Origin of the sequence: Pararhizobium sp. O133 (genome assembly GCF_051669845.1) — a bacterium.
GTDB lineage: Bacteria > Pseudomonadota > Alphaproteobacteria > Rhizobiales > Rhizobiaceae > Pararhizobium.
Window position 1 is genome coordinate 3,521,624 of sequence record NZ_CP196426.1, and the last position, 22,446, is coordinate 3,544,069.

The window sequence follows — 22,446 nt, forward strand, 5'->3', positions numbered from 1 at the left end:
TTCAGCCGATGACCACATCCAGCCCGATGTCCAGCGTCGGGGCGGCCATGGTGATCTTCGAGGTGGAAATATAGTCGACGCCGGTTTCGGCGATCGCGCGGATGGACTGGAAATTGACATTACCGGAGGCTTCAAGCCGGGTGCGGCGCGGGTCAGCGGCATAGGTTTCGTTGGATAGCTGCCAATGTGCGGCATTGATCGTGACCGCCTCGCGCAAAAGGTCCGGCCCCATATTGTCGAGCAGGATTACATCGGGGCTCGCGGTCAGCGCCTGGCGCATCTGCTCCAGCCCGTCCACCTCGACCTCGATCTTGACCAGATGACCGCAATAGGCGCGCGCGGCATGAACGGCGCTTGCGACGCCGCCGGAGACGGCGATGTGGTTGTCCTTGATCAGCACGGCGTCGTCGAGCCCGAAACGGTGATTGGAACCGCCGCCCATGCGAACCGCGTATTTTTCCAGCGCCCTGAGGCCCGGAAGTGTCTTGCGCGTGCAACAGACTTTTGCGTGCGTATGGGCGATTTCCGCAGCGAATTTGGCGGTATAGCTGGCGACGCCGCAGAGATGCATGAGGAAGTTGAGCGCCACGCGTTCCGCCGACAGCAGGCCTCGCGCCGGGCCGGAAATGCGGGCAAGTGCCGTTCCCGGCGCCACGCTATCGCCATCCGCGACGAAAGCCTCGAACTTGATAGCTGGATCTATGAGGCGGAACGCGGTGCGTGCCAGCTTCATGCCGGCCACGACGCCATTCTCACGGGCGTTCATTTCGGCCGTGGCCCTCATGCCCGGCGCGATCGTCGCATAGGTGGTGATGTCGCCTGCCCGGCCGAGATCTTCCTGAAGAGCCTGGCGAACCTGCTCCTCGACCATCAGGGCGGGCAGTTCGGGGCGCAGGGAAGGCATCGACATATTCGTACTCCTGTTTCCGTGAATGTAATCTAATATATACAATTAATGGTTACACGTGTATGAGATACACTCATCAACCATCGAGGGATATTGCAATGCCCGAGAATTTCACATTGGGGGAATTTGACTCTTTGCTTGCGATTTTAGGTGCTATTTCGGCGGGAGTGTTGTCTTGGTACACATGGATAAGAGAGCGGCCGCTGGAAGCGCGTATCACATTCATGGTCGATGCTCATGTAATCGCGACAAACGAACAGAATCATATCATCGATTGTGTCCTTGCCTTTGAAAACAAGGGAAATACCCGTGTCAAAATTCGCTCACTATCTCTAACTGTGCGCGGAATAGCCGATAAGCCTTGGCAGTACTGGGAGGGGCACGGGAACAGATTGAAATTTGCCGACGAAATATTCAAGGACGAGAACCTAATTCCTGATGTGTGGAAATACATGTTCGTTGATCCGGGCGTCGTACAACAATTTCGGTACACGACACTCGTTCCTCGCAGCTATCAAGTCGTTCTTATCTACGGCAAATTTTTGCATCGCAATCGCGATCCGCACACCGCGCAAAAGATCTTCGCCCCCGAATCTCCGGCAACTACACCACTTCCATCTCACTGACCTCGGCTACGACCTTGTCGGCCTCAGCCAGCGTTAGAAAGGTCCGGTGCTTCCATTCCGGCATCGGTTGGGGGCAATCGGAGCGATAATGTCCGCCGCGGCTTTCGCTGCGCAGATAGGCGCCGGTCGCGATCAGCTTGGCGGTCGTCAGGATATTTCCGAAGCGTAGCCTCGTGTTCTGCCGTTCGAGATTGGCGATCGCCCGGATGGCGCGGGTCAGCGTGTCGCGCGAACGGATGACGCCAACATGATCGCTCATGATGTGGCGCAGCGCCGTCAGCGGCGGGCTATCCTCCAGCGTCACCGGATCGTCGTTCTCGCCGGCATTGTTGCCCCAGTCGGTGATCTTCGGCTCCGGCAGCATGCCCTTGATGTTTTCGGCGATGCGCGCGGCAAAGACCACAGCTTCGAGCAGCGAGTTCGAGGCCAGCCGGTTGGCGCCGTGGACGCCGGTGGAAGTGACCTCACCGGCCGCCCAGAGCCCGTCGATCGAGGTGCGGCCCTCGGCATCCGTCAGCACGCCGCCCATGTGATAGTGGACCGCCGGCACGACGGGGATTGGCTGTGTGACCGGGTCGATACCCGCCGACAGGCAGGAGGCATAGACCGTCGGAAAGGTTTCGGGGAAATGCGCGCCGACCGTCTTGGTGCAATCGAGAAACGCGCCGCGCCCGGCCTTCACCTCGGCAAAGACGCCGCGCGAAACGACATCGCGCGGTGCGAGTTCGGCATCCGGGTGGATATCGAGCATGAAGCGATGGCCGGCGGAGTTGATCAGTTGCGCGCCATCGCCGCGCAGGGCCTCGGTTGCCAGCGGCGCCGGATCACGACCGATATTGATGGCTGTCGGATGGAACTGGATGAATTCCGGATCGGCGATGATCGCACCGGCGCGCGCGGCCATGCCAACGCCCTGCCCGCAGGCTTCGGTCGGATTGGTGGTGACGGAAAAGAGATGTCCGACGCCGCCGGAGCAGAGCACCACGGCACGAGCCGGAAAGGCGACACGCTTCTTCGACTGTCCGGCATCCGGCCTTGCGATGACGCCGGAAATGAATCGGCCTTCGCGCACCAGTTCCTCGACGACATAGCCTTCGAGAACGCGGATGGACGGCGTGTTGCGCACCGCCGCGATCAACGCCTCCATAATCGCCTTGCCGGCCATGTCGCCCTTGACGCGGACGATGCGGCGCTCGGAATGGGCGGCTTCGCGAGACAGGAGCAGCTTGCCCTCGAGATCGCGGTCGAACGGGACGCCATAATCCAGGAGATCATGGATACGCGCCGGACCTTCGGCGACCATCATCCGCGCTATTTTCTCATCGACAATGCCGGCACCCGCGACCAGCGTATCGGCGACATGCTTGTCGATCGTATCGCCAAGCCCCATCGCCGCCGCAATACCACCCTGCGCCCAGGCCGACGAGGCTCCATGGCCGATCGGGGCCGCGGCCAGCACGGTCACGGGGCGCGGGCTGAGTTTCAGCGCGCAAAACAGCCCGGCTAGGCCACCGCCGACGATGACGATGTCATCGATGCCGTTGAAGCTCTGTGGGCGGAAATGATCGGTCAGCATGCTCTTCCTCCTCCGATGCGGTTATCCCTCCCCTTGTGGGGAGGGTGGCCCGCAGGGCCGGGAGGGGTTCTTCTCGTATACCGGAAAGTCCCCTCCCCAACCCCTCCCCACAAGGGGGAGGGGTTAAGCCCCTCACTGCTTCAAATTTACCATCCGCTCGACGGCCAGTCTTGCCCGGCCGGCGATTGCCGGGTCGACCAGGACTTCCTCCGTCATGAACAGCAGGCTGTCGAGGATCTTCGGCAGCGTGATGCGCTTCATGTGCGGACAGAGATTGCACGGCTTGATGAAATCGACATCCTTGACTTCCGCCTGGATATTGGACGCCATCGAGCATTCGGTGACGAGCAGAACGCGCGGCGGGCGCTTGTCCTTGACATAGTTGATCATGCCGGCGGTCGAGCCTGCGAAGTCGCAGACGGCGATCACGTCCGGGTGGCATTCCGGATGGCCGATGATCTCGATCGACGGATCGGCTTCCTTGTAGGCCAGGAGTTCGGCAGCCGTGAAGCGTTCGTGCACCTCGCAATGGCCCTTCCAGGTCAGGATCTTCTTGTTCGTCTGCTTGGCGACGTTCATCGCCAGATATTCATCGGGAATGCAAAGGACCGTGTCGCTCTCCAGGCTTTCGACGACGGCGAGCACGTTGGACGAGGTGCAGCAGATATCCGTCTCCGCCTTCACGTCGGCCGAGGTGTTGACATAGGTGACAACCGGCACGCCCGGATAGCGCTGCTTCAAGAGGCGAACATCGGCGCCGGTAATCGATTCCGACAGCGAGCAGCCCGCCTTGCCATCCGGGATCAGCACCGTCTTTTCCGGGTTCAGCAATTTGGAGGTCTCGGCCATGAAATGCACGCCGCACTGGATGATGATCTCGGCATCGACCTTGGTCGCGTCGCGAGCAAGTTGCAGCGAATCACCGACGATATCGGCAACGCAGTGGAAGACATCCGGCGTCTGGTAATTGTGCGCCAGGATGACGGCGCCGCGTTCCTTCTTCAGCCGGTTGATGGCGGCGACATAGGGCGCGTAGACCGGCCATTCGAAGGCGGGAATGAACTGCTTGACGCGCTCGTAGAGATGCTCGGTCTCGCGGGCGATCTCGGGCGTGAAGGTGAGGTCCGGCCGTTCCAGGATACCGAAGCGTTCGGCAGCGGTCTTTACCGTGCCGGAATTGCCCATGTTCACACCGCTTTGTGCGATCGTCATCTGCATGCTCCTTTCGCCGTCCCTCGGCGGTCGACCCATTTTGCTCAGTTTGAGCATAATAGAATCAAAACAAAACCGGCAGTGCCGGTGGATGAGATTTAGAAAGTTTTGTGACGGTTTTCAAGAACGCTCTCCCGGCTTTTTCTCCGGGAGAGCAAAATTTCGCTGATGTCAGGCGACGGCCGGTCTCGCTACTGCCTTTTCCTCGATCGGCCAGTGGACGAAGGCCGCGAAAACTCCGAGCGCGACGCCGAGCCACCAGACCGGATCATAGGAGCCGAAATGGTCGTAGAGGTAACCACCCATCCAAACGCCCAGGAAAGAGCCGATCTGGTGCGACAGGAAGACGATGCCGCCGAGCAGGCCGAGATGGCGCGTGCCGAACATGATGGCGACGAGGCCATTGGTCGGCGGCACGGTCGACAGCCAGAGCAGACCCATCACCGCAGCAAAAATCACCACCGATGTCGGCGATTGTGGCAGAAGCAGGAAGGCCGAGACGACGACCGAGCGGCCGATATAGATCCATGCCAGAAATTGAGGCTTGGAATAACGCTGGCCGATGAAGCCCGCCGCGAGCGAGCCGATGATGTTGAAGAAGCCGATCAGCGCCAGCGCGATCACGGCGTAGCGCGCATCGATGCCGATATCACCGATATAGGCCGGGAAATGCGCGGTGATGAAGGCCACCTGGTAACCGCAGACGAAAAAGCCGGTGACCAGCAGCAGATAGCTTTTGTGACCGAGCGCCTCCTTCAGCGCCTCGCCGATCGACTGCTTGTAGAGCGCTTCCTTTTGCGTGCCGGATGAAGCATTGCCGCGCAGCGGGATGGCGAATAGCGGCACGAGCAACATCAACGCGCTCATGTAGATCAGGCTGTCCGACCAGCCATAGGCGGAGATCAGCCCCTGGCTGAGTGGCGCGAACAGGAACATGCCGGCGGAACCGGCCGCGGTGCAGATGCCGAACGCCATCGAGCGCTGCTGCGGCGTGACGTTGCGGGCAAAGGCCGACAGCAGGATGCCGAAGGAACCGGCGCCGACACCAAGGCCGACCATGACGCCACCGCCGACATGCAGCCAGATCGGCGCATTGGCAAAGGCCATGATGATCAGGCCGCCGGCATAGACGAGACCGGAAAAAGCGAGCACCCGCCAGGAACCATATTTATCGGCAATCGCGCCGAAGAACGGCTGGCTGACGCCCCAGGCGAGGTTCTGGAAGGCCATGGCGAGACCGAACGTGGTGCGGTCCCAGCCGGTATCGGCGAGCATCGGCAGTTGGAAGAAACCCATGGCCGAGCGCGGGCCGAAGGTCAGTACAGCAATGAGCGATCCGGCGACGATGATCAGCCAGGGCAGACCGGGACTTGCGGCGGACGCACGCGGGGTGGATTGGGAAACGGCGGACATGCTTATGCTCCGGACTATTCGAAGCCCATTCTTACGTGGCGGCAAAAGCAGGTGAAAGCCAATTAATTTGACGGCTGCATAACCGGAATTGATCACACGACGGCGTTCGCTCCAACCTTGACCCGTAACCGGGATACGCTTATCGTTCCCTCTTTGGAGAGGGCAATGAGCACCCGGGATCGTATGGAAAAATATCGATCGTTCGGCGGCGCTGCGGATTTGGTTCGCGTAGAGGTCCTGGTTCCTATCCGTGACCGGGCGCGGATTGTCGAGAAAGCGGTGGAGTTGCGGAAGCATCACCGGGAACGCAAGCATCGTCTTGACGAGCTGTGCAGCAAAGCTTTGGCGCTTTATGGATCGCGACTGACAGACAATCTCGATCTCGATCGCATAGCGGGAAGCAAAGGAAAGGCCCGGATCATCGCCAATGCGCTTATGGATCGAACCGATGCGCGCGGCTTCGTTCTCGGCCGGAAGATCCTCGACGAAATCGGAGAGGTTTGATGGCGCTCACCGATTTACAAACGGCCGTCCTGCAGTGTCTTTCCGCAAATCGCTCTACCACAAGCTACATTGCAGGTGGGGTGGCCCTGAATCGCGAATGGGCGCGTTTCTCGGATGATATCGATGTTTTTCACGATACTGACGAAGAAATCGGCACTGCCGCGCAGGCGGACATCGAAACTCTCCGGTCGAATGGTTTTTTCGTCAGCATCGACGTCAACATCTACGGCTGCGTGGAAGCAACAGTTTCAAAAAATGGCTCATCAACCCAGATCCAGTGGATGAGCGAAACACGCCGACGGTTTTTTCCGCTAGTGCCCGATCCGGTCTGGGGCAACCGCCTCCATCAGGCAGATTTGGCTGTCAACAAAGTTCTGGCTGCCTCATCGAGAACCAAGGCGAGAGATTTTGCCGATCTTGTCTCGATTTCAGAATTTATGTGTCCGCTGGGGCCATTGATCATCGCGGCCTCCGGGAAGCCTCCGCATTTTTCGCCGATCAAAATCTGCGAGGAAATTCGACGAAGGGGGCTATCGGTCACGACCGACGACTACATGGTGGTGAGAGGTCTTCCGCAAGTCTGGGACGCGAATTATATCCGCAACGGCCTCATTCATGCGCTTGATGCCGCTGAAAGTTACATCCTTTCGGCGCCGGCGCAAATTGTCGGCCTTCTTGCCGTCAATAAGGCGGGCGTGCCCACCGAAATCACTGGCGCGAAGGCGTCTGACGTTGTCCTGCATCGAGCAATTGACACTGGCGATGTCATCCCGCTGTTATTGAACGCAGCCATCGAATGGAACGACGACAAACAATGATCAAATGCGGATCTTCATCGGCCACCGCTCTTCGCGGGCGCTGACGACTCGTATCTCGTCGCCGAGGCTGATGCTGCCTTCGCTGCGCGGCACCGCATTCCAGCCGAACAGCACGCCCGGCACGCGGCGATCGGCGGACATGCGCTTTTCGGCCAGCCCCTGGATCGGGTTGCCGCCGACACGCTCGCCGGTGATCTGGTCCTGCGTCGTCATGATGCAGCGGGCGCAGGGCTTGACAAGATCAAAGACGATACCGCCGATCTCGACGCTTTCCCAGAAATCCTCATCCCAGGCATTGTCATTGTCGATCAGGATATTGGTGCGGAAGCGATCCATTCCGACCGGCTCCTGTCCCTTGGCGACCAGCGTGGCGTTGAGATCGGCAAGCGATGCGGTGGTGGTTATCAGCACCGGGAAGCCGTCGGCGAAACCGACGGGAGCCGCCTCGCCCGCCCATTCCGCACCTTCGGCGCGCTTGGCCCTGTCATCCATATGCACCAGCTTGACCGGGCGATCGAACCAGCCAGACAGAATCGTGTTGACGCCATCTTCCGCGACCGCCGCATTGACCTCGCTGTCCCACACCCGGACATCCAGCCGCTTGCCCGGATCGAAGGTCGCGGTCGTGGTTTTCGCTCCCATCTTCAGCTGAACGCCACCGGCCACATGCATGGCCTCGACCTGCGCCAGCAGTTGCAATTCGCGCTGGGTGATGAACTTTCCATCCGGTTCGACGATCATGAAGCGGCGATCGCCGGCGAGGCCATCGCGCTTGATCGAGACAGTCTGCTGCGGGATGGCGCGGCCGCTCTTCAGCGGATGGATGTTGAGACCGGTCACCTTCATGCCGTCACTCCCAGGCGTTCAGATTGTGATTCAAGATCATCGTGGATTGATTCCGCGGATCCCGGCAAGCCTTTGGCTTTCCTATATTTCTTCAAGCATCATGCCCAGCACGGCACGCAGCCTTTCCTGCCGCTGGCGGGCGAGCGCCCGGCCTGCCGCCGTTTGGAAACCGTCGGTCAGCTTGAACAGCTTGACCTCGAAATGGTCGATGGCAAAGGCCTTGTCGTCAAGCGGGCGGTTTTCCGCCAGCGGATCGAGCGGGTCGTAGAGACCGCTTCCCATGCGGCCTGCAATGTAGAAGCAACGGGCCGCGCCGATCATGCCGATCGCGTCCAGCCGGTCGGCGTCCTGCAGGATTTTCGCCTCCAGGCTTTCCGGCTGGATATTGGCGGAAAAACTGTGGGTGACGATGGCATGGGCGACGGCGGTGATCTCCATCGTGCGCCAGCCGAGCGTATCGAGCAATTCGAAGGCGCGCTCCGCCGCCAGCCGCGAGGCCCCTGCCCGATGCGGCGAGTTCTTCTCGACCGCGACGCAGTCGTGCAGCAACACGGCCGCCGCCAGCAACCGCAGATCGCCACCTTCGGAGCCATGGATGCGGACGGCATTCTTCCATACCCGGATCAGATGGGCGGCGTCGTGCGAGCCGTCATTGCCGGAAAAAGCATGCGGCAGCAATTGTTCGGCCAAGGCCTCATAGGGGGCGAAGGCGGCAGCAAGCGTGGCGATATGGCTCATACGGAATCCCGTTGAAAGGGTGGAATCGAAGTCGTCAGCCTGTTTGGCCGGGTTCCGCTGCGATGTCCACCGCTGGCTCGACGGGTGCGCGTGCCTTGCCGGACAGGATCTTCTGGTAGAACAGCCCGATGCCGATCAGCACTCCGCCCAAGCCGATGAAGGACAGCGCCCGCAGGAAGCCTTCGAGATTGGCCATGTCGATCAGGAAGACCTTCAGCACCGCGACGAAGACGAGAACCGCCGAGGTGATGCGAAGGCTCTTGGCGTTGAGGCGCGACCCCAATGCGAGAAGAAGCACACCCAGCAGCAACCAGACGACCGAATAGGTGTAGGTCTCGCCCTGCAGAAAACCCTTCCAGTCCGCGATGCTTTCGCCCTGCCAGAACCGCCGCACCGATAGCGTTGCCCAGGCAAAGGCAAGGACGGCGCCGGTGACGGCAAGCGCTGTGACATACAGAACCGGCCGCTTGCCGCGCGCATACCAGGACAGGCCGGCATAACCGAGGCCCGGCAGCAGATAGCCGATCAGCAAGAGATCGAAGAACGGCACCGAACCGAGCAGTTCGCCGCTGAAATAGGGATTGAGCCCCAAGAGATGCGCGCCGAGGATGGAGAGCATCGAGAGGACGCCGATGGCCATGCTACCATAGCGGAACACAGGGCTCGGCGACTTCCGGTCCAACGTCATCATAATGCAGGATCCGCCGATCGCGACCAGCGTATAGATCGACTGTTCGCCGAGCGTCGGCACAGCGCTGTCAAGCACACCGCCGTTCATCGCATGCCGCACGAGGATGGCGACGGTCAGGAGCGAGAACAGGCTGGCCAGCGCCTGCAACAGGTTGCGCACCCTCAAGCCCGGCCAGTTACGCAGTTCGAATGCCGCGAGCGCCAGAAGCAGCGCCGGAATGCCGTAGCCGGTCAGCAGCCCGTTGAAGACCGGCATCGTCGACAGGTTTTGCGGCCCGACTATGGTCGGCTCCCAGGCGATGCGCGCCAAAACAACGATGGCGGATCCGACCATCATCCAGGGAAGCGCCGTCCAGGAACGCAGCCGCGTCGACGCGACATAGGCAGCCCCGAGAAACGCGATCAGGATCGTGGTCGCCACGCCCTCCGTCAAAGCATGCAACGCGATGACAAAGAGGGCGAGAGAACCGGCCAGGAGGAATGCCTGCGGCCGGTGGATATGCGCCGGCTCCACAGTCCGGCGCGACAGCCATTCGGCAAGGCCGAGAAAAACGACGCCGGCAGCGAGCGAAAACAGCCCGTGCGGCAGATCGAATGTGAAATCGCCGACCGTCAGGAAGGACATGCCGGTCAGCGCGGCCGGCACGACGGCCATGATCGCCGCCCAGATGGTCGCAAAAGGCGGATGGTCTCTCAAGTGAAGGGCCTGCGCTATCGCTCCGAGCAGAATAAACGCCGAAGAGAGGGCCATGCCGGCCAGCATCGCCGTTTGCTCCGGAACTGCCAAGACCGCAATATGGCCGGGAATGGCCGGATCGATGAAGGTCAGGACGCCGCTGAGCGCCATCATACTCCAGAGCCCGGCGACGGCCACGACGCTTGCCAGCAGGGCCGGATAGACAGCGTAGTTTCGCAAGGCCCCAAGCGCCGCCAGCGCTGCAGCCAGCACGCAGAATTCGGTTACCGGATAACCACCAGCCGAAGTGAACGGGCTGATCAGCGCGAGGGCGGTGAGCAGAAGCGAGATGGCGGCGGTGATGGTGATGGCTGCGAAAGGTGGCACCATAACCTTTTCCCATGCCGAGGGTGCCGCAGGCTGCTGATCGGTTGCCGCAGCCTCCGGCTGAGGTTCAGCCCCGGGGGACACGAGATGACCGGGCCAGAGAAGGCTGACGCCCGCCACCATCAGCAGCATCACCAGCGTCACCGGCAGGCTTTCGACCGGTCGCACCGAGGCGATGTAAGCGAGCGCCCAGAGGCTGAGGCCGATATTGGCCATTGACGGCACGACCGACCAGCGGCGGATGCGGGATGCAAGAAGTGTTGCGGTCCAGGCAATGCCGAGGAAACCGAACAGGCTCCAGGGGCTGGGGCTTTCCGACGAGACCAGCGCCGGAGTCACAAGCGAGGCCAGCAGGCCGAGGCCGGCAAACGCCTGGCCATGCAGGAGCGAGAGCCCGACCGTCGCCAGCGAGATCAGCGCCAACAGCCCGAAAGCGGTCACCGGTCCGATGAAGCCATAGATGCCGTGGGCCGCGAAACACACACCGAACAGCGTCACCACGCCCGCTGCCGTCAAGATTCCGGGGATCATCGCGTTCTGGAATTCGTCAGCGACCAGTGGCGTGGCGCGGCGGCGGACGAACTCGCCAATGCCGATCAGCGCCAGGCCGAAAACCGCTGCCATGGACAGGCGCACGGCAGGGCTCAGCAGGCCTGCATCGATCGAATATTTCACCATGAAGACGCCGCCGAGCGCCAGCGCGATGCCGCCGACCCAGACGGCCCAGCGCGCGCCGAGGCGGCTTTCGAGGCTCTCCCGCTGCGGCTGCACGACGCCGGTCGGCATTCCCGCGGCGACATTTGCCGCCACCGGCTCGCCGCGCGAGGCCTTTTCGACGGCATCCTGACCGGGTGGAGGGCCGCCGAAGATCGCGTCGCCCTTGCTGATTTCAGAAATCAGCTCCGGTTCCGCAGACATGTTCACCGCCGTCGCCGCCTCTATCGCCTCCACGGCCTTGTCCTGCTCCGGTGTCTGGACATCAGTCGAAACAATCGGGCGTTGAGCCTCGACACGCGCCAGCGCTTCCTTCAGCGCGGCGATTTCGAACTCCAGCCGCGCGGCGGTGTTGCGCCCCTTGACGAATGCCGACAGCGCGATTGCAAACGCAGCCAAAGCAATGACTTCGATCATTTCTTCTCCCCAACGCCGGACAATGCCCCCGCCGACCATACAGCTTTTCAGGGACACGCCAAATCGCAAGACGGTTCAGCACATCAATCTCTTCATCGGATTATCGCGAGGAGCTCGAGACACCGGCCGAGAAGGACGCCGGGCGCACCGGCGGCAGCGTCACTCCGGTCGATGCATGGCAATCACCGCATCAGGTTTTCGATCGGGAAGATCGCGCAGGTCTCCGTACCGTGCGCCAGCAGTTTGCCATTGCCATCCTTCAGGAAGGCTTCCGAGGTTGCCAGCGTGCGGCCGCGATGCACGATCCGCCCTTCGCAGAAGACCTCACCCATGCCGGGCAGCAATGGGCGGACGAGATTGACCTTGAACTCGACGGTCGTATAGGCCTCGCCCGGTTTCAGCGTCGTCATCACGGCGCATCCAAGCGCCGAATCCATGATCGTCGCCGTCCAGCCGCCATGCACCGTGCCGAGCGGATTGAGATGGTCGGCGGATGGCAGGCCCTTGAACAGAACCCGGCCCTCCTCGACCTCGCTCAGGCCGAATTTCAATGTCGCGGCCATGGGCGGAGCGGGATGAATGCCGGCGAGCAGATCGAGCATCGTCTTCAACCCACCATCGCGGGCAACGGCATCCAGCGGCACCGTGCCGATGCCCGACACGGTATTTCCGGGGTAGATTTCAACAGTCATGCGGGGGCTTCCTTAGAACGTTTCCGTCTGGCGGGATTTTAGCGCTTTCAGCGCCGCCTGGACGAAGCCGTCGCGGGCGGCCGACAGGTCGATGCCGCGCGGTTCGTAGACATGGCGGTGAAGGAAGAAGGCGGTCATGCGGAAGGCGGCCTGCAGGCTGTCATGATCCGCGGCACCACCCTGCGCCAGGAAACCCGGCAGAGCCAGCATCTTGTTTGCATAGGGCGCGCCAGCCTCGCGGCTCACCGCCCGGCCGGATTTCGGCGAGACATAGACGAGGTCGTCGCGCGTGCCGGTCGCCGCGCATTCCGCCAGATCCAGCCCGAAGCCGAGATCGTTGAGCACGGCGATTTCAAAGCGCACGAACAGTTCGCCGGCATCGCTGGGGTCGTCCAGATGTTCGAGGATGATGCCGAGCGTTTCGTAGAGGTGCGGATGCGGATCCCGCTCCGGCAAAAGCCGCAGCAGCGCCCCCATGGCCTGGACGCCATAAACCGAGGTCGCGGCCTCCATCAGCCGCGCCGCGCGGAGCTTGACCGGCTCCAGCTTGAACTCGCCGAGATGTTCGTCAAGCCGCGCCCGCCAGGTGACCTCGACCTCGTTTCCCGGCTGCAGCACCGGCTGCATCGCCCGCGATCGTCCGCCCCGCACCAGCCCCAGATGACGCCCGTGATCACGTGTCATGACCTCGACGACAACCGACGTCTCGCCATGCCGCCTGACACCGATGATGATGGCCTGATCGCTCCACTGCATCCACGCGTTCTATCCCTGCCGACGGGGGAAGACAACGGTGGCGAGCAACACGAGGGCCGCTGGATATCTTGCCGGCGATCGTCCAATGACCGCCGGCGCTTGCCACTGTCGATCCGGCCTATGATTTCGCTTCGCGCAGGAAGCTGGCGAAGACGGAGCGTGACGGCCAGCTGAGCGGGCCGGTCCTGCAGACATCAGCGGCATTTCGCTGGGTGCAGAACTGGTTGAACGCCTTGATCGTGCCGCCGGTCAAAACACCGTTGAGCTTGCCGGTGTAAACCCCGATAGTCTGCAGCTCGCTCTGAACGATATAAACATAGACGTTCGGGTTTACGCTCGCCAACCGGCTGGCGAGGTTTGCCCGATCGTTCACAGGCAGGCTTCTGATCCTGTCGAGGATTTCCGAATATTTCCCAACGGAATAGGCGGAAGCGCCTTCGATGAGCAGTTCCTCGCTCGCACGTTGCGCCTCGGGCAACTGGTCCTTCAGTTTTGCAAGCGTTGCCTTGGCGCGAGCCAGGCTCTTTTCGACATCCTTGCCACGACCGGAGGCGTAAAGCAGAATGAGGGTCGAGGCCGCGTTTGCATCCCCCGCGCCGCTTGCCTTCGTCAGGACAGCGATCGCCCTGCCCGGATTTTTCGCGACACCGGTACCGTTGAGGAGGGCGTTCGCAAGCACCGAGGACATGTTCGGTGCATTTTCAGCCTGACCTTTCGCAACAAGCTGAAGTGCCCGCCGCTGCTGGGCAGCCGTGCCGGACATCAGCGCGCTTGCGGCACTGGCAAGCGCATTCTCGCGGCCGAGGCTATAGGCTTGCTCGTAGAGATCGACAGCCTTGGCGAGGTCCTTCCGAACGATCTTGCCGTCGCGGTAGATGGTGGCAAGCGCGACGAGGCTGGCGACATCACCGGTCTGCGCCGCCTGCTCGTAATAGCCGACGGCCTTGACCGGATCGAGACCGAGCTCGGCGCCCTTCATATACAGGTTCGCAAGCGACGCGTTTGCCCAGGTGGCGCCCGATGACAGCACCTCGTCATAAAGAGCAAGGGCCTTCGGAATATCGCGGGGAACGGCAACGCCGTCGGCATAGAGATTGGCCATGCCGACCTTGGCGCCGGGATCACCGACCTTCATCCCCTGCTCCAGATAACCGAACGCCTTCGACACATCGAGCCCGAAGGTAGCCCCCTGGCGATAGAGGTCGCCGAGCTTGGTGGCGGCATCGATCCGCCCCTTGTCCAGCGCCTGCTGATAGAAAGCGACGGCCTTGGTGATGTCCCTCGGAACGATCTTGCCGTCGCGATAGATATTTCCAAGCGCCACCAGGCTGCCGACATCACCGGTCTGCACCGCCTGCTCGTAGTAACCGACGGCCTTGGCCGGATCGAGCCCGAGTTCCGCGCCCTTCATATAGAGGGCCGCAAGCGAAGAGGCCGCCCAGGTGCCGCCGGAGGCGAGAACTTCGTCGTAGAGAGCCAGTGCTTTCGGGATATCGCGGGGCACCAGCGTGCCGTCGGCATAAAGATTGGCCATGCCGACCTTGGCGCCGGGATCGCCAGCCTCGATCGCCTGCTCATAATAGCCGAGCGCCTTCGATGCATCAAGCCCAAGGGTCTCACCCTGGCGATAGAGATCGCCAAGCTTCGTCGCCGCTTCCGTGCGCCCCTTGTCCAAAGCCTGCTCGTAGAGATCGACAGCTTTGTTGACGTCCTTCGGAACGATCTTGCCGTCACGATAGATATTGGCGAGCGTGACGAGGCTGGCGACATCACCGGTCTGCGCCGCCTGCTCGTAATAGCCGACGGCCTTGACCGGATCGAGACCGAGCTCGGCGCCCTTCATATACAGGTTCGCAAGCGACGCGTTTGCCCAGGTGGCGCCCGATGACAGCACCTCGTCATAAAGAGCAAGGGCCTTCGGAATATCGCGGGGAACGGCAACGCCGTCGGCATAGAGATTGGCCATGCCGACCTTGGCGCCGGGATCGCCGACCTTCATCCCCTGCTCCAGATAACCGAACGCCTTCGACACATCGAGCCCGAAGGTAGCCCCCTGGCGATAGAGGTCGCCGAGCTTGGTGGCGGCGTCGATCCGCCCCTTGTCCAGCGCCTGCTGATAGAAAGCGACGGCCTTGGTGATGTCCCTCGGAACGATCTTGCCGTCGCGATAGATATTTCCAAGCGCCACCAGGCTGCCGACATCACCGGTCTGCACCGCCTGCTCGTAGTAACCGACGGCCTTGGCCGGATCGAGCCCGAGTTCCGCGCCCTTCATATAGAGCGCCGCAAGCGAAGAGGCCGCCCAGGTGCCGCCGGAGGCGAGAACTTCGTCGTAGAGAGCCAGTGCTTTCGGGATATCGCGGGGCACCAGCGTGCCGTCGGCATAAAGATTGGCCATGCCGACCTTGGCGCCGGGATCGCCAGCCTCGATCGCCTGCTCATAATAGCCGAGCGCCTTCGATGCATCAAGCCCAAGGGTCTCACCCTGGCGATAGAGATCGCCAAGCTTCGTCGCCGCTTCCGTGCGCCCCTTGTCCAGAGCCTGCTGGTAGAGATCGATAGCCTTGGCGATGTCCTTCGGAACGATCTTGCCGTCACGATAGATATCACCCAGAAGGAGCAAGGCGGATGGCTCACCTTCGTTCGCCGTCGCTTCGACGCCCTTGATGGCGTGATCCAGCTCTTCGCCCGGTTTGCCGGCTTTGATGATGGACTTCCATTGCTCCAGTGTTTGCTGTTGTGGCACGCCCGTGGCGTCCTGGGCGAATAAAGACCCGACGGCAAACGAGGTCACCCCCAAAACGCAGCCAAGAAAAATCGCTTTGTGATTCAACATGACAGTAAAATCCTAAACCAGAGAAAAGAAATACAATTTTTGGCCCGGAAAAGAGCCGCAAGCATAAACGTCAGGTGATCATCAAAAACGCGTTCACCACGCCACCTGCTCACCTAAATTATGACCAATAAAACGCGGACCTTAACCATATCATCTCGCAACTGCGAAAGTCTCTATGAAATCATGTTTAATTATGTGAAAACAATTTCGTGTAATCAAGCCCAAAAAAGACCATTGCGGGGGCGCTGTATGGTGGGTTTCAAGTTCTCTCCTGTTACTATAATGGCGGCGTAAAGCAGGAAAACGGGGAAAACACGCGCGAAACTGCGCTGCTGATTGTGTCAAAAACTCTTAATGGCTTGTTTTAATATAATTTCTTAATTCCGGGCAGATGTCTTTTTAATCGTCACGACACTCTGCCGAACGTGGGAAAACTGAATGAAAGTAGCAATTTTCGGCTTGGGTTATGTCGGCTTCACCGCCATGTGCTGCATCGCAAAAGAAGGCCATGATGTCATTGGCTTCGATGTCAGCGAGAAAAAAGTAAACCAAATCAATCAGGGCATTGCACCGATCACCGAGCCGGGCGTCGATGAACTGCTGCGCCAAGGCCTCGAAGCGGGGCGGATCAGCGCGCATACCGAGATCAGGAATTACATCGACGATTGCGACATGGCGATCGTCTGCGTGGGAACGCCGAGCGCGCCCGATGGCTCGCACAACATGTCCTATATCGCCGAAGTCACGCGCCAGATCGCTGCCGCCGTCAACCGCGATCGCACATCGCCGCTCACCGTCGTCTATCGCTCAACCATCCGTCCGGGCACGGTCGAAGGCCTTATCTCGCCGATCTTCGCCTCCGAACTCGGCGACACCTTCGAGCGCAGCATCGAACTCGTCTACAATCCGGAATTCCTGCGCGAATCCTCAGCCATCAAGGACTATTTCGACCCGCCGAAGATCGTCATCGGCACCGTCGATGGCCAGGCGAACGCACGCATGGATATCCTCAACCAGAACATTTCCGCGCCGACTTTCTACGTGCGCCTCGGCGAATCCGAGATCACCAAATTCGTCGACAACACCTGGCATGCGGTCAAGGTCGCCTATGCCAACGAGATCGGCCGCGTCTGCCTGCAGTTGGGTTTGAGCGCCAGCAAGGTGCACGAGATTTTCGTGTCCGATACGAAGCTGAACATCTCGCCCTACTACACACGCCCCGGCGGCGCCTTTGGCGGCTCCTGCCTGCCGAAGGACGTGCGCGCCATGCAGTATATCGCGGCGGATTGCGGCGCTCACACCCATCTTGTGGATTCCCTGCTGCGTTCCAACGAGGCGCACAAGTACCGCCTTTTCCAGCACGTGACCCAGGATCTGGCGCCCGGCTCGACGGTTCTGCTGGTCGGACTGGCCTTCAAGGCCGATACCGACGACCTGCGCGAAAGTCCGAATATCGATCTTGCCCGCGGCCTTCTGCGCGAGGGCTACAAGCTGTCGATCTTCGATCCGGCGATCAACGCGACCAAGTTGGTCGGCGCCAATCTCGGTTACGCCTATACCCAGATCCCGACGCTGTCCCAGCTTCTCGTGTCGAAGGAAACGGCTGAGGCCGCCGCCTACGACCGGGTCATCGTGACCAACCATACCTACAAGAGGCTCAATCTCGAAAAGAATGGCGACATCGTCAATCTGAACGCCCTTTCCTGAGATGACGACCATGGATCACGTGTTTCAAAGCAATGACATCAATGCCGGTACCCGCGACGCCGCTATTTCCGGGCAACTTGCCGGTAGAAAAGTCCTGATCATCGTCGAGAACTTGCCGGTTCCCTTCGACCGGCGCGTCTGGCAGGAGGCGAGAACGCTGAAGTCCGCAGGAGCGGAAGTGGCGATCATCTGCCCGACCGGCAAAGGCTACACGGAGCGCTACGAACTTCTCGACGGCATCCACATCTATCGGCATCCGCTGCCGCTGGATGCCGGCGGCGCGCTCGGCTACCTCCTGGAATATGGCGCCGCTTTGTTCTGGGAGACAGTTCTCTCGTGGAAGATCTTGTTCCGCCACGGCTTCGACACCCTGCACGGCTGCAATCCGCCGGACCTGATCTTCCTCATCGCCTGGCAGTTCAAGCTGCTGGGCAAGCGCTACATCTTTGATCACCACGATATCAATCCGGAACTCTATGAGGCCAAGTTCAACAAGCGCGGCTTCTTCTGGCGGCTGATGTGCCTGTTCGAATGGCTGACCTTCAAGACCGCCGACACGGTGATCTCGACGAACGAGAGCTACAAGAGGATCGCCATCGAGCGCGGCGGCAAGAATCCGAAGGATATCTTCGTCGTTCGCAGCGGACCGGATCTGACGCGCGTCAAGGCCGTTCCTGCCAATCCGGCCCTGAAGAACGGCCGTGACTTTCTCGTCGGTTATGTCGGCGTCATGGGCGAGCAGGAAGGCATCGACCTGCTTCTCGAAGCGGCTCGCCATCTGGTCTATGATCGCGGACGGAAGGATATCCAGTTCGCATTGGTCGGCGGCGGCCCGAGCCTGGCCGCACTGCAGACCATGTCTGAAAAGATGGGCCTCAAGGACTACGTCACCTTCACCGGTCGTGCGCCCGACCAGACCCTGTTCGAGGTCCTGTCGACATCGGATGTCTGCGTCAATCCCGACCGCGTCAACCCGATGAACGACAAGTCGACGATGAACAAGATCCTCGAATACATGGCAGTCGCCAAGCCAATCGTCCAGTTCGACGTCACCGAAGGCCGCTTCAGCGCCCAGGAAGCCTCGCTCTACGCCAGGGCCAACGATCCCGTCGATTTCGCCGACAAGATCGCCGAGCTTCTGGCCGATCCGGAGCGTTGCGCGAAAATGGGTGCATTCGGCCGAAACCGCGTGGAAACGCAGATGGCGTGGAGCTACGAGGTTCCGAAACTGATCGCGGCATACAAGACGTCGGCAAAGACACGTGATTAAAAGCACGCTGATCTATCTGCCAGCGTATATCCTACCGAGAGTGGCGGCCCTTGTGGTCATCCTTTTCGGGACAAGGCTCCTGACCCCGAGCGAATTCGGATATTTCTCGCTGACGATTCTCATCGGCGAATTTGCCGACACGGTGCTGACGAACTGGGCCCGCATCGGGATCGCACGCTTCGGCGTGCAATCCGGCGGAGTTTCCCGGCCTTTCGTCATCCGCATGGCCTGGCTGATGTCCGGCACGACGATTGTCGCGCTCGCGGCATCGGTTGCCATCAGTTGGGGTCTGGCCCCGGAGCGGGCCTGGGAAGTCGGACTCGCCGTCTGCTGCTATGTCGCGTCCGCCGCGTTCCTGAGGTTCGGTATCCGGCTCAACCAGATCGCCGAACGCACGAAGACCGCGTCGTCGCTGGAAGCGCTGCGGGCGGCGATCTATCTCGCCCTGACCCTGGGCGTCATGACCCTGAGACCCGACAGTTTCCTGGACGCCTCGCTGGCGGGCTGTATCTCGGGCGTCGTGGTGGGCATCATCGCCTGCCGGCAAGGTATCGCCCATGCGCGGCCGGACCTGCCGGATACGGTCGACTGGAAAGTCGTGATTGCCTTCTCCTGGCCGCTGGTCACCTTGACCCTCTTGGGACAGTTGGTCAGCAGTCTCGACAAGGCAACCCTCAAGGCCGTCCATGATGCCGCAACGCTCGGCATCTATACTGCGGCTTTCACGGTCGGACGCGCGGCATTTGACGTTGTCGGCGCCTCGTTCAATACCGGCGCCTTTGTCAGGCTCTCGGCGCTGTTCAACGAAGGCAAGACGGAAAAGGCGCAAAACCTTCTTTCGCAACAACTTGCCCTTATCCTGTCCGTCTTTTTGCCCGGGGCAGCCGTGCTTATCATAAGCGTGGAACTCATCGCGACCGTCCTGTTCAAGCCTGAATTCCTGCCGACATTTCTGACGGTCACGCCGCTTGTCGTCGTCGGAGCGATGGCAATCAACATCAAGTTCTTTGTCTACGACAATATCTACCACATGTTCCTGAGGAACATCCGGCAGATCCCTACCCTGGTGATCGGCTCCGCGGTATCGGTCGTCGTGGGTTTTCTGGTCGTCCCGGTTTTTCCGGAATACGGGGCGGCCTTGATGTTTGCCTCGGGCAGTCTTGCATCGCTCGCGATGAGCATCCTGTTGTCTTACAAACTGATGCGCGTGCCGCTGCCGGTCTCAAGCATTCTCACGTCAACGCTTTTGGCAATCTTCGCCTTTGTCGTGATCTGGTTCCTCAAGGTACACATACTCTACGCCGCTCCGGCCCTGGCTGCCCTGATCTGCCTTTGCATGGTGGGTGTTGTCTTCATCGGCGCATCCCTGTTCCTCTGCCATCGCAGCATGAAACGCATCCATGCCGAGCGGACCGCTTCCCCCCGCCGCCGCTATGCATTTCTCGCCAACAGCATGAAGCATGGCGGTATCGAGCGCGTTGTTCTGGCGCTTTGCAACGGCATGCAGGAGCGCGACGTCGACATCACGCTGATCCTGCGGATGAAAACGGGGCAGTATGTCGAGGATCTCCATCCCCGGCTGAAAGTCATCGAACTGGGTCACGCGTCCATGGCGCGGGGTTTCCCCAAGCTCCTGTGGCTGTTGCTGCGAGAGCAGTTCGACGTCGTTGTCTGCGGCGGCGACCAGCAGGCCATCGCCGCGGCGCTGGTCAATCTCGTCCCTTTCCAGCGGACGCGTTATGTGATCACCGAACACAGTAACCCGATCCTGAACGACAAGGCGACGAAAACCATCAAGACGAAGGTCGCGCGCCTGTTCCGGTCATGGCTGTTTCCGCGGGTGGCACATATCATCACCGTCAGCGGGGGGCTACGCGCGCCGCTTATCCAAAGCTTCGGTTGTGATCCCGATCGCACCACGACGATCTACAACCCGATTCCCGTCGCGCAGATTCAGGAGAAGGCAGCCGCGCCCGTACAGCATCGCTGGCTCGCGCAACACGACATGCCCGTGATCCTTTCCGTTGGGCGTCTGGATATCGCCAAGAACTTCATCGGGCTTATCGAAGCCTTTGCGATCGTTCGCAAAACGCGGGACGCCCGGCTGCTGATCGTCGGCGACGGACCGGAGCGGGACAGTCTGGAGAAAAAGGCAGCCGGACTAGGGCTGGGTCACGATATCGATCTGCCCGGCTTTTCCGAAAACCCTTATTCCTACATGTCGAAAGCCGACATCTTCGTGCTGTCGTCACAGTGGGAGGGTTTTGCCATCGTCGTGGCGGAAGCACTGGCCTGCGGCCAGAAGGTTGTCGCAACAGATTGCCCATCCGGCCCGGCCGAAATCCTGGACGGCGGACGCTACGGCCGCCTGGTGCCAGTCGCCGATCCACAATGCATGGCCGAGGCCATCATCGAAGTCCTGGACGAGGATTCGGACAAGGCTGCGCTGCAGGCACGGGCAGCGGAATTCTCCGTCGATATCGCGGTCGATCGTTATCTTGCCTTGATGGAGCGCATTTCAAAATGACGGTCTCTTCATCTTGCTTGCCCGTTGAAACAGCAGAAACGACACGGAACAAATTTAAAAAATATATTCAGCCGACAAGGTAATTCAGATGTCGAAAATGCCGAAGTATCCGTTGCGGAACTCGCTGATGATTGCCTGGAAATCGGAATGCTTCCGATCGACATCCACGGCCATGCTTTTCGGAACCAAGCTTTTCCTGATCGGCTCCAACAAACGGCGCGGAAAAGTTGCGCTGGGCCTGTATTATCTGTCACGGATGATCGAAACACTCCGGATATTGATGCGCGAGCGGCCTTCCTCCGTCATCTGCCTGAACCAGCCGCCGATGCTGCCATTGATGTGCTGGCTGTACGGTTGCTTCACCGGAGCGGCAGTGATCATGGACTTCCATTCGGGGGCGATTTCCAAATCCCAATGGAAGATTTTCCTGCCGCTCATCAGGCAGATCGCCCGCAGGTCGCCTTTTACCATCTGCCACAATCGCATCGACGGCAAAGCCGTTGCGTCCTGGAATGCGCGGGTCGTTCATATCCTGTCAATTCCGCGCGACGGGCTGGATGGGGTGACCTACAAGCTCCGGGACGGGCGTCCCCTCTTCCTGTTTTCCTGCTCTTTCGCGGAGGACGAACCGGTCGAGGTCGCGCTGGAGGCGATGAAAGCCTGCCCGGAATTCGATTTCGTGATTTCAGGCAACTACCGCAAGCGTCGGCTCGATCCCGCATCCCAACCCGCGCACATCAAGCTCGCCGGCTTCATGGATTTCAGCGACTACCTCGCCACCATGGCACAGTCCACCGCGGTCATTTCCTTGTCGACGCGTCCGCACATCATGCAGATGGCGGTGGAGGAGGCTCTTTCCGCTGGCATCCCGGTCGTCACGAACGTATCGCCGACATTGGCCGAAGTGCTCGGCGAAGGCGGCGTGTTCAGCGAATTGAACGCACCCTCCCTGGCCGCCGCCTTTCGCGATGTTGCTCGGCAATATGATTTTCGTATCAAGGGCATTTTGGAGGCCAAGGAGGCTGTTTACGGACAGATCGCCAAGGAAGTCCAGCAAGCCAGACAAATTCAGCCAGCAATTTTCGAGTGATTTATGGATTATTTGTGGGTCATCAACCGTTTAAGAGCCATGAG

17 protein-coding genes are annotated in these 22,446 nt (G+C 60.5%); 7 read left to right on the forward strand and 10 right to left on the reverse strand.

Annotated features, from left to right (window positions below; genetic code table 11):
• Position 1: 1 nt before the first annotated feature.
• Entirely contained in the window at positions 2 to 904 is a 903-nt protein-coding gene (gene nadC / locus ACST81_RS16930; protein WP_438753625.1) for a carboxylating nicotinate-nucleotide diphosphorylase, read from the reverse strand.
• 101 nt (positions 905 to 1,005) lie between these two features.
• On the opposite strand from nadC, the gene ACST81_RS16935 reads away from it, so the two are divergent.
• The gene (locus ACST81_RS16935; RefSeq protein ID WP_438749327.1) at positions 1,006 to 1,533 is read left to right on the forward strand and encodes a hypothetical protein; all 528 of its coding nucleotides are present in this window, start codon (positions 1,006 to 1,008) and stop codon (positions 1,531 to 1,533) included.
• Here ACST81_RS16935 and ACST81_RS16940 read toward each other — a convergent pair.
• The 3 genes from ACST81_RS16940 to ACST81_RS16950 all read right to left on the reverse strand — a co-directional run bounded on the left by ACST81_RS16940 (position 1,511) and on the right by ACST81_RS16950 (position 5,734).
• Positions 1,511 to 3,109 (reverse strand): L-aspartate oxidase, encoded by a 1,599-nt coding sequence (locus ACST81_RS16940; RefSeq protein WP_438749329.1) that lies wholly within the window; start codon positions 3,107 to 3,109, stop codon positions 1,511 to 1,513. The two genes, ACST81_RS16935 and ACST81_RS16940, sit on opposite strands and share 23 nt — an antisense overlap.
• Before the next feature lie 132 nt (positions 3,110 to 3,241).
• Positions 3,242 to 4,321 carry a quinolinate synthase NadA gene (gene nadA / locus ACST81_RS16945; protein ID WP_438749330.1) on the reverse strand — a complete coding sequence of 360 codons (1,080 nt, stop codon included), beginning with the start codon at positions 4,319 to 4,321 and terminating at the stop codon, positions 3,242 to 3,244.
• Positions 4,322 to 4,492: 171 nt separating this feature from the next.
• Positions 4,493 to 5,734, reverse strand: coding sequence for an MFS transporter (locus ACST81_RS16950; RefSeq protein WP_438749332.1), 1,242 nt, complete (start codon positions 5,732 to 5,734; stop codon positions 4,493 to 4,495).
• Positions 5,735 to 5,899: 165 nt separating this feature from the next.
• On the opposite strand from ACST81_RS16950, the gene ACST81_RS16955 reads away from it, so the two are divergent.
• A complete protein-coding gene (locus tag ACST81_RS16955; RefSeq protein WP_438749333.1) occupies positions 5,900 to 6,238 on the forward strand; it encodes a hypothetical protein in 339 nt (112 codons plus the stop codon).
• Positions 6,238 to 7,056: a hypothetical protein gene (locus tag ACST81_RS16960; protein WP_438749334.1), complete on the forward strand. Its 819-nt coding sequence runs from the start codon at positions 6,238 to 6,240 to the stop codon at positions 7,054 to 7,056. The genes ACST81_RS16955 and ACST81_RS16960 overlap by 1 nt, the downstream gene beginning before the upstream one ends.
• Here ACST81_RS16960 and ACST81_RS16965 read toward each other — a convergent pair whose 3' ends face one another.
• From ACST81_RS16965 to ACST81_RS16990, 6 genes are all read right to left on the reverse strand, one after another.
• Positions 7,057 to 7,902: an MOSC domain-containing protein gene (locus ACST81_RS16965; RefSeq protein WP_438749335.1), complete on the reverse strand. Its 846-nt coding sequence runs from the start codon at positions 7,900 to 7,902 to the stop codon at positions 7,057 to 7,059. It lies immediately after the preceding gene.
• Between the two features lie 81 nt (positions 7,903 to 7,983).
• Positions 7,984 to 8,640, reverse strand: coding sequence for an HD domain-containing protein (locus ACST81_RS16970; protein WP_438749337.1), 657 nt, complete (start codon positions 8,638 to 8,640; stop codon positions 7,984 to 7,986).
• 34 nt (positions 8,641 to 8,674) lie between these two features.
• Positions 8,675 to 11,524 carry a DUF2339 domain-containing protein gene (locus tag ACST81_RS16975; protein ID WP_438749338.1) on the reverse strand — a complete coding sequence of 950 codons (2,850 nt, stop codon included), beginning with the start codon at positions 11,522 to 11,524 and terminating at the stop codon, positions 8,675 to 8,677.
• 182 nt (positions 11,525 to 11,706) lie between these two features.
• A complete protein-coding gene (locus ACST81_RS16980; RefSeq protein WP_438749339.1) occupies positions 11,707 to 12,216 on the reverse strand; it encodes a PaaI family thioesterase in 510 nt (169 codons plus the stop codon).
• Positions 12,217 to 12,228: 12 nt separating this feature from the next.
• Positions 12,229 to 12,972 (reverse strand): DNA repair protein RecO, encoded by a 744-nt coding sequence (gene recO, locus ACST81_RS16985; RefSeq protein ID WP_438749340.1) that lies wholly within the window; start codon positions 12,970 to 12,972, stop codon positions 12,229 to 12,231.
• 118 nt (positions 12,973 to 13,090) lie between these two features.
• Entirely contained in the window at positions 13,091 to 15,718 is a 2,628-nt protein-coding gene (locus ACST81_RS16990) for a hypothetical protein (protein WP_438749341.1), read from the reverse strand.
• Between the two features lie 528 nt (positions 15,719 to 16,246).
• Between ACST81_RS16990 and ACST81_RS16995 the strand changes: the two genes are divergently transcribed.
• The 4 genes from ACST81_RS16995 (at position 16,247) to ACST81_RS17010 (ending at position 22,402) form a co-directional block, all read left to right on the forward strand.
• Positions 16,247 to 17,515 (forward strand): nucleotide sugar dehydrogenase, encoded by a 1,269-nt coding sequence (locus ACST81_RS16995; RefSeq protein ID WP_438749342.1) that lies wholly within the window; start codon positions 16,247 to 16,249, stop codon positions 17,513 to 17,515.
• A gap of 10 nt (positions 17,516 to 17,525) precedes the next feature.
• On the forward strand, positions 17,526 to 18,785 hold the full coding sequence (locus ACST81_RS17000; RefSeq protein WP_438749343.1) for a glycosyltransferase family 4 protein: 1,260 nt from the start codon (positions 17,526 to 17,528) through the stop codon (positions 18,783 to 18,785).
• Positions 18,778 to 21,312, forward strand: a complete 2,535-nt coding sequence (locus tag ACST81_RS17005; protein ID WP_438749345.1) for a glycosyltransferase — start codon at positions 18,778 to 18,780, stop codon at positions 21,310 to 21,312. The genes ACST81_RS17000 and ACST81_RS17005 overlap by 8 nt, the downstream gene beginning before the upstream one ends.
• An 88-nt stretch (positions 21,313 to 21,400) precedes the next feature.
• Positions 21,401 to 22,402, forward strand: a complete 1,002-nt coding sequence (locus ACST81_RS17010; RefSeq protein WP_438749346.1) for a glycosyltransferase — start codon at positions 21,401 to 21,403, stop codon at positions 22,400 to 22,402.
• The last annotated feature ends 44 nt before the right edge of the window (positions 22,403 to 22,446 follow it).

Excerpts from the sequence above, each read along its gene's own strand:
- nadA (WP_438749330.1), bottom strand. The coding sequence starts at position 4,321 with ATGACGATCGCACAAAGCGGTGTGAACATGGGCAATTCCGGCACGGTA.
- ACST81_RS17000 (WP_438749343.1), top strand. The coding sequence starts at position 17,526 with ATGGATCACGTGTTTCAAAGCAATGACATCAATGCCGGTACCCGCGAC.
- ACST81_RS16965 (WP_438749335.1), bottom strand. The coding sequence starts at position 7,902 with ATGAAGGTGACCGGTCTCAACATCCATCCGCTGAAGAGCGGCCGCGCC.
- ACST81_RS16970 (WP_438749337.1), bottom strand. The coding sequence starts at position 8,640 with ATGAGCCATATCGCCACGCTTGCTGCCGCCTTCGCCCCCTATGAGGCC.
- ACST81_RS16980 (WP_438749339.1), bottom strand. The coding sequence starts at position 12,216 with ATGACTGTTGAAATCTACCCCGGAAATACCGTGTCGGGCATCGGCACG.
- ACST81_RS16960 (WP_438749334.1), top strand. The coding sequence starts at position 6,238 with ATGGCGCTCACCGATTTACAAACGGCCGTCCTGCAGTGTCTTTCCGCA.
- ACST81_RS16975 (WP_438749338.1), bottom strand. The coding sequence starts at position 11,524 with ATGATCGAAGTCATTGCTTTGGCTGCGTTTGCAATCGCGCTGTCGGCA.
- ACST81_RS16935 (WP_438749327.1), top strand. The coding sequence starts at position 1,006 with ATGCCCGAGAATTTCACATTGGGGGAATTTGACTCTTTGCTTGCGATT.
- ACST81_RS17010 (WP_438749346.1), top strand. The coding sequence starts at position 21,401 with ATGTCGAAAATGCCGAAGTATCCGTTGCGGAACTCGCTGATGATTGCC.
- ACST81_RS16950 (WP_438749332.1), bottom strand. The coding sequence starts at position 5,734 with ATGTCCGCCGTTTCCCAATCCACCCCGCGTGCGTCCGCCGCAAGTCCC.
- recO (WP_438749340.1), bottom strand. The coding sequence starts at position 12,972 with ATGCAGTGGAGCGATCAGGCCATCATCATCGGTGTCAGGCGGCATGGC.
- ACST81_RS16995 (WP_438749342.1), top strand. The coding sequence starts at position 16,247 with ATGAAAGTAGCAATTTTCGGCTTGGGTTATGTCGGCTTCACCGCCATG.
- ACST81_RS16940 (WP_438749329.1), bottom strand. The coding sequence starts at position 3,109 with ATGCTGACCGATCATTTCCGCCCACAGAGCTTCAACGGCATCGATGAC.
- ACST81_RS16955 (WP_438749333.1), top strand. The coding sequence starts at position 5,900 with ATGAGCACCCGGGATCGTATGGAAAAATATCGATCGTTCGGCGGCGCT.
- nadC (WP_438753625.1), bottom strand. The coding sequence starts at position 904 with ATGCCTTCCCTGCGCCCCGAACTGCCCGCCCTGATGGTCGAGGAGCAG.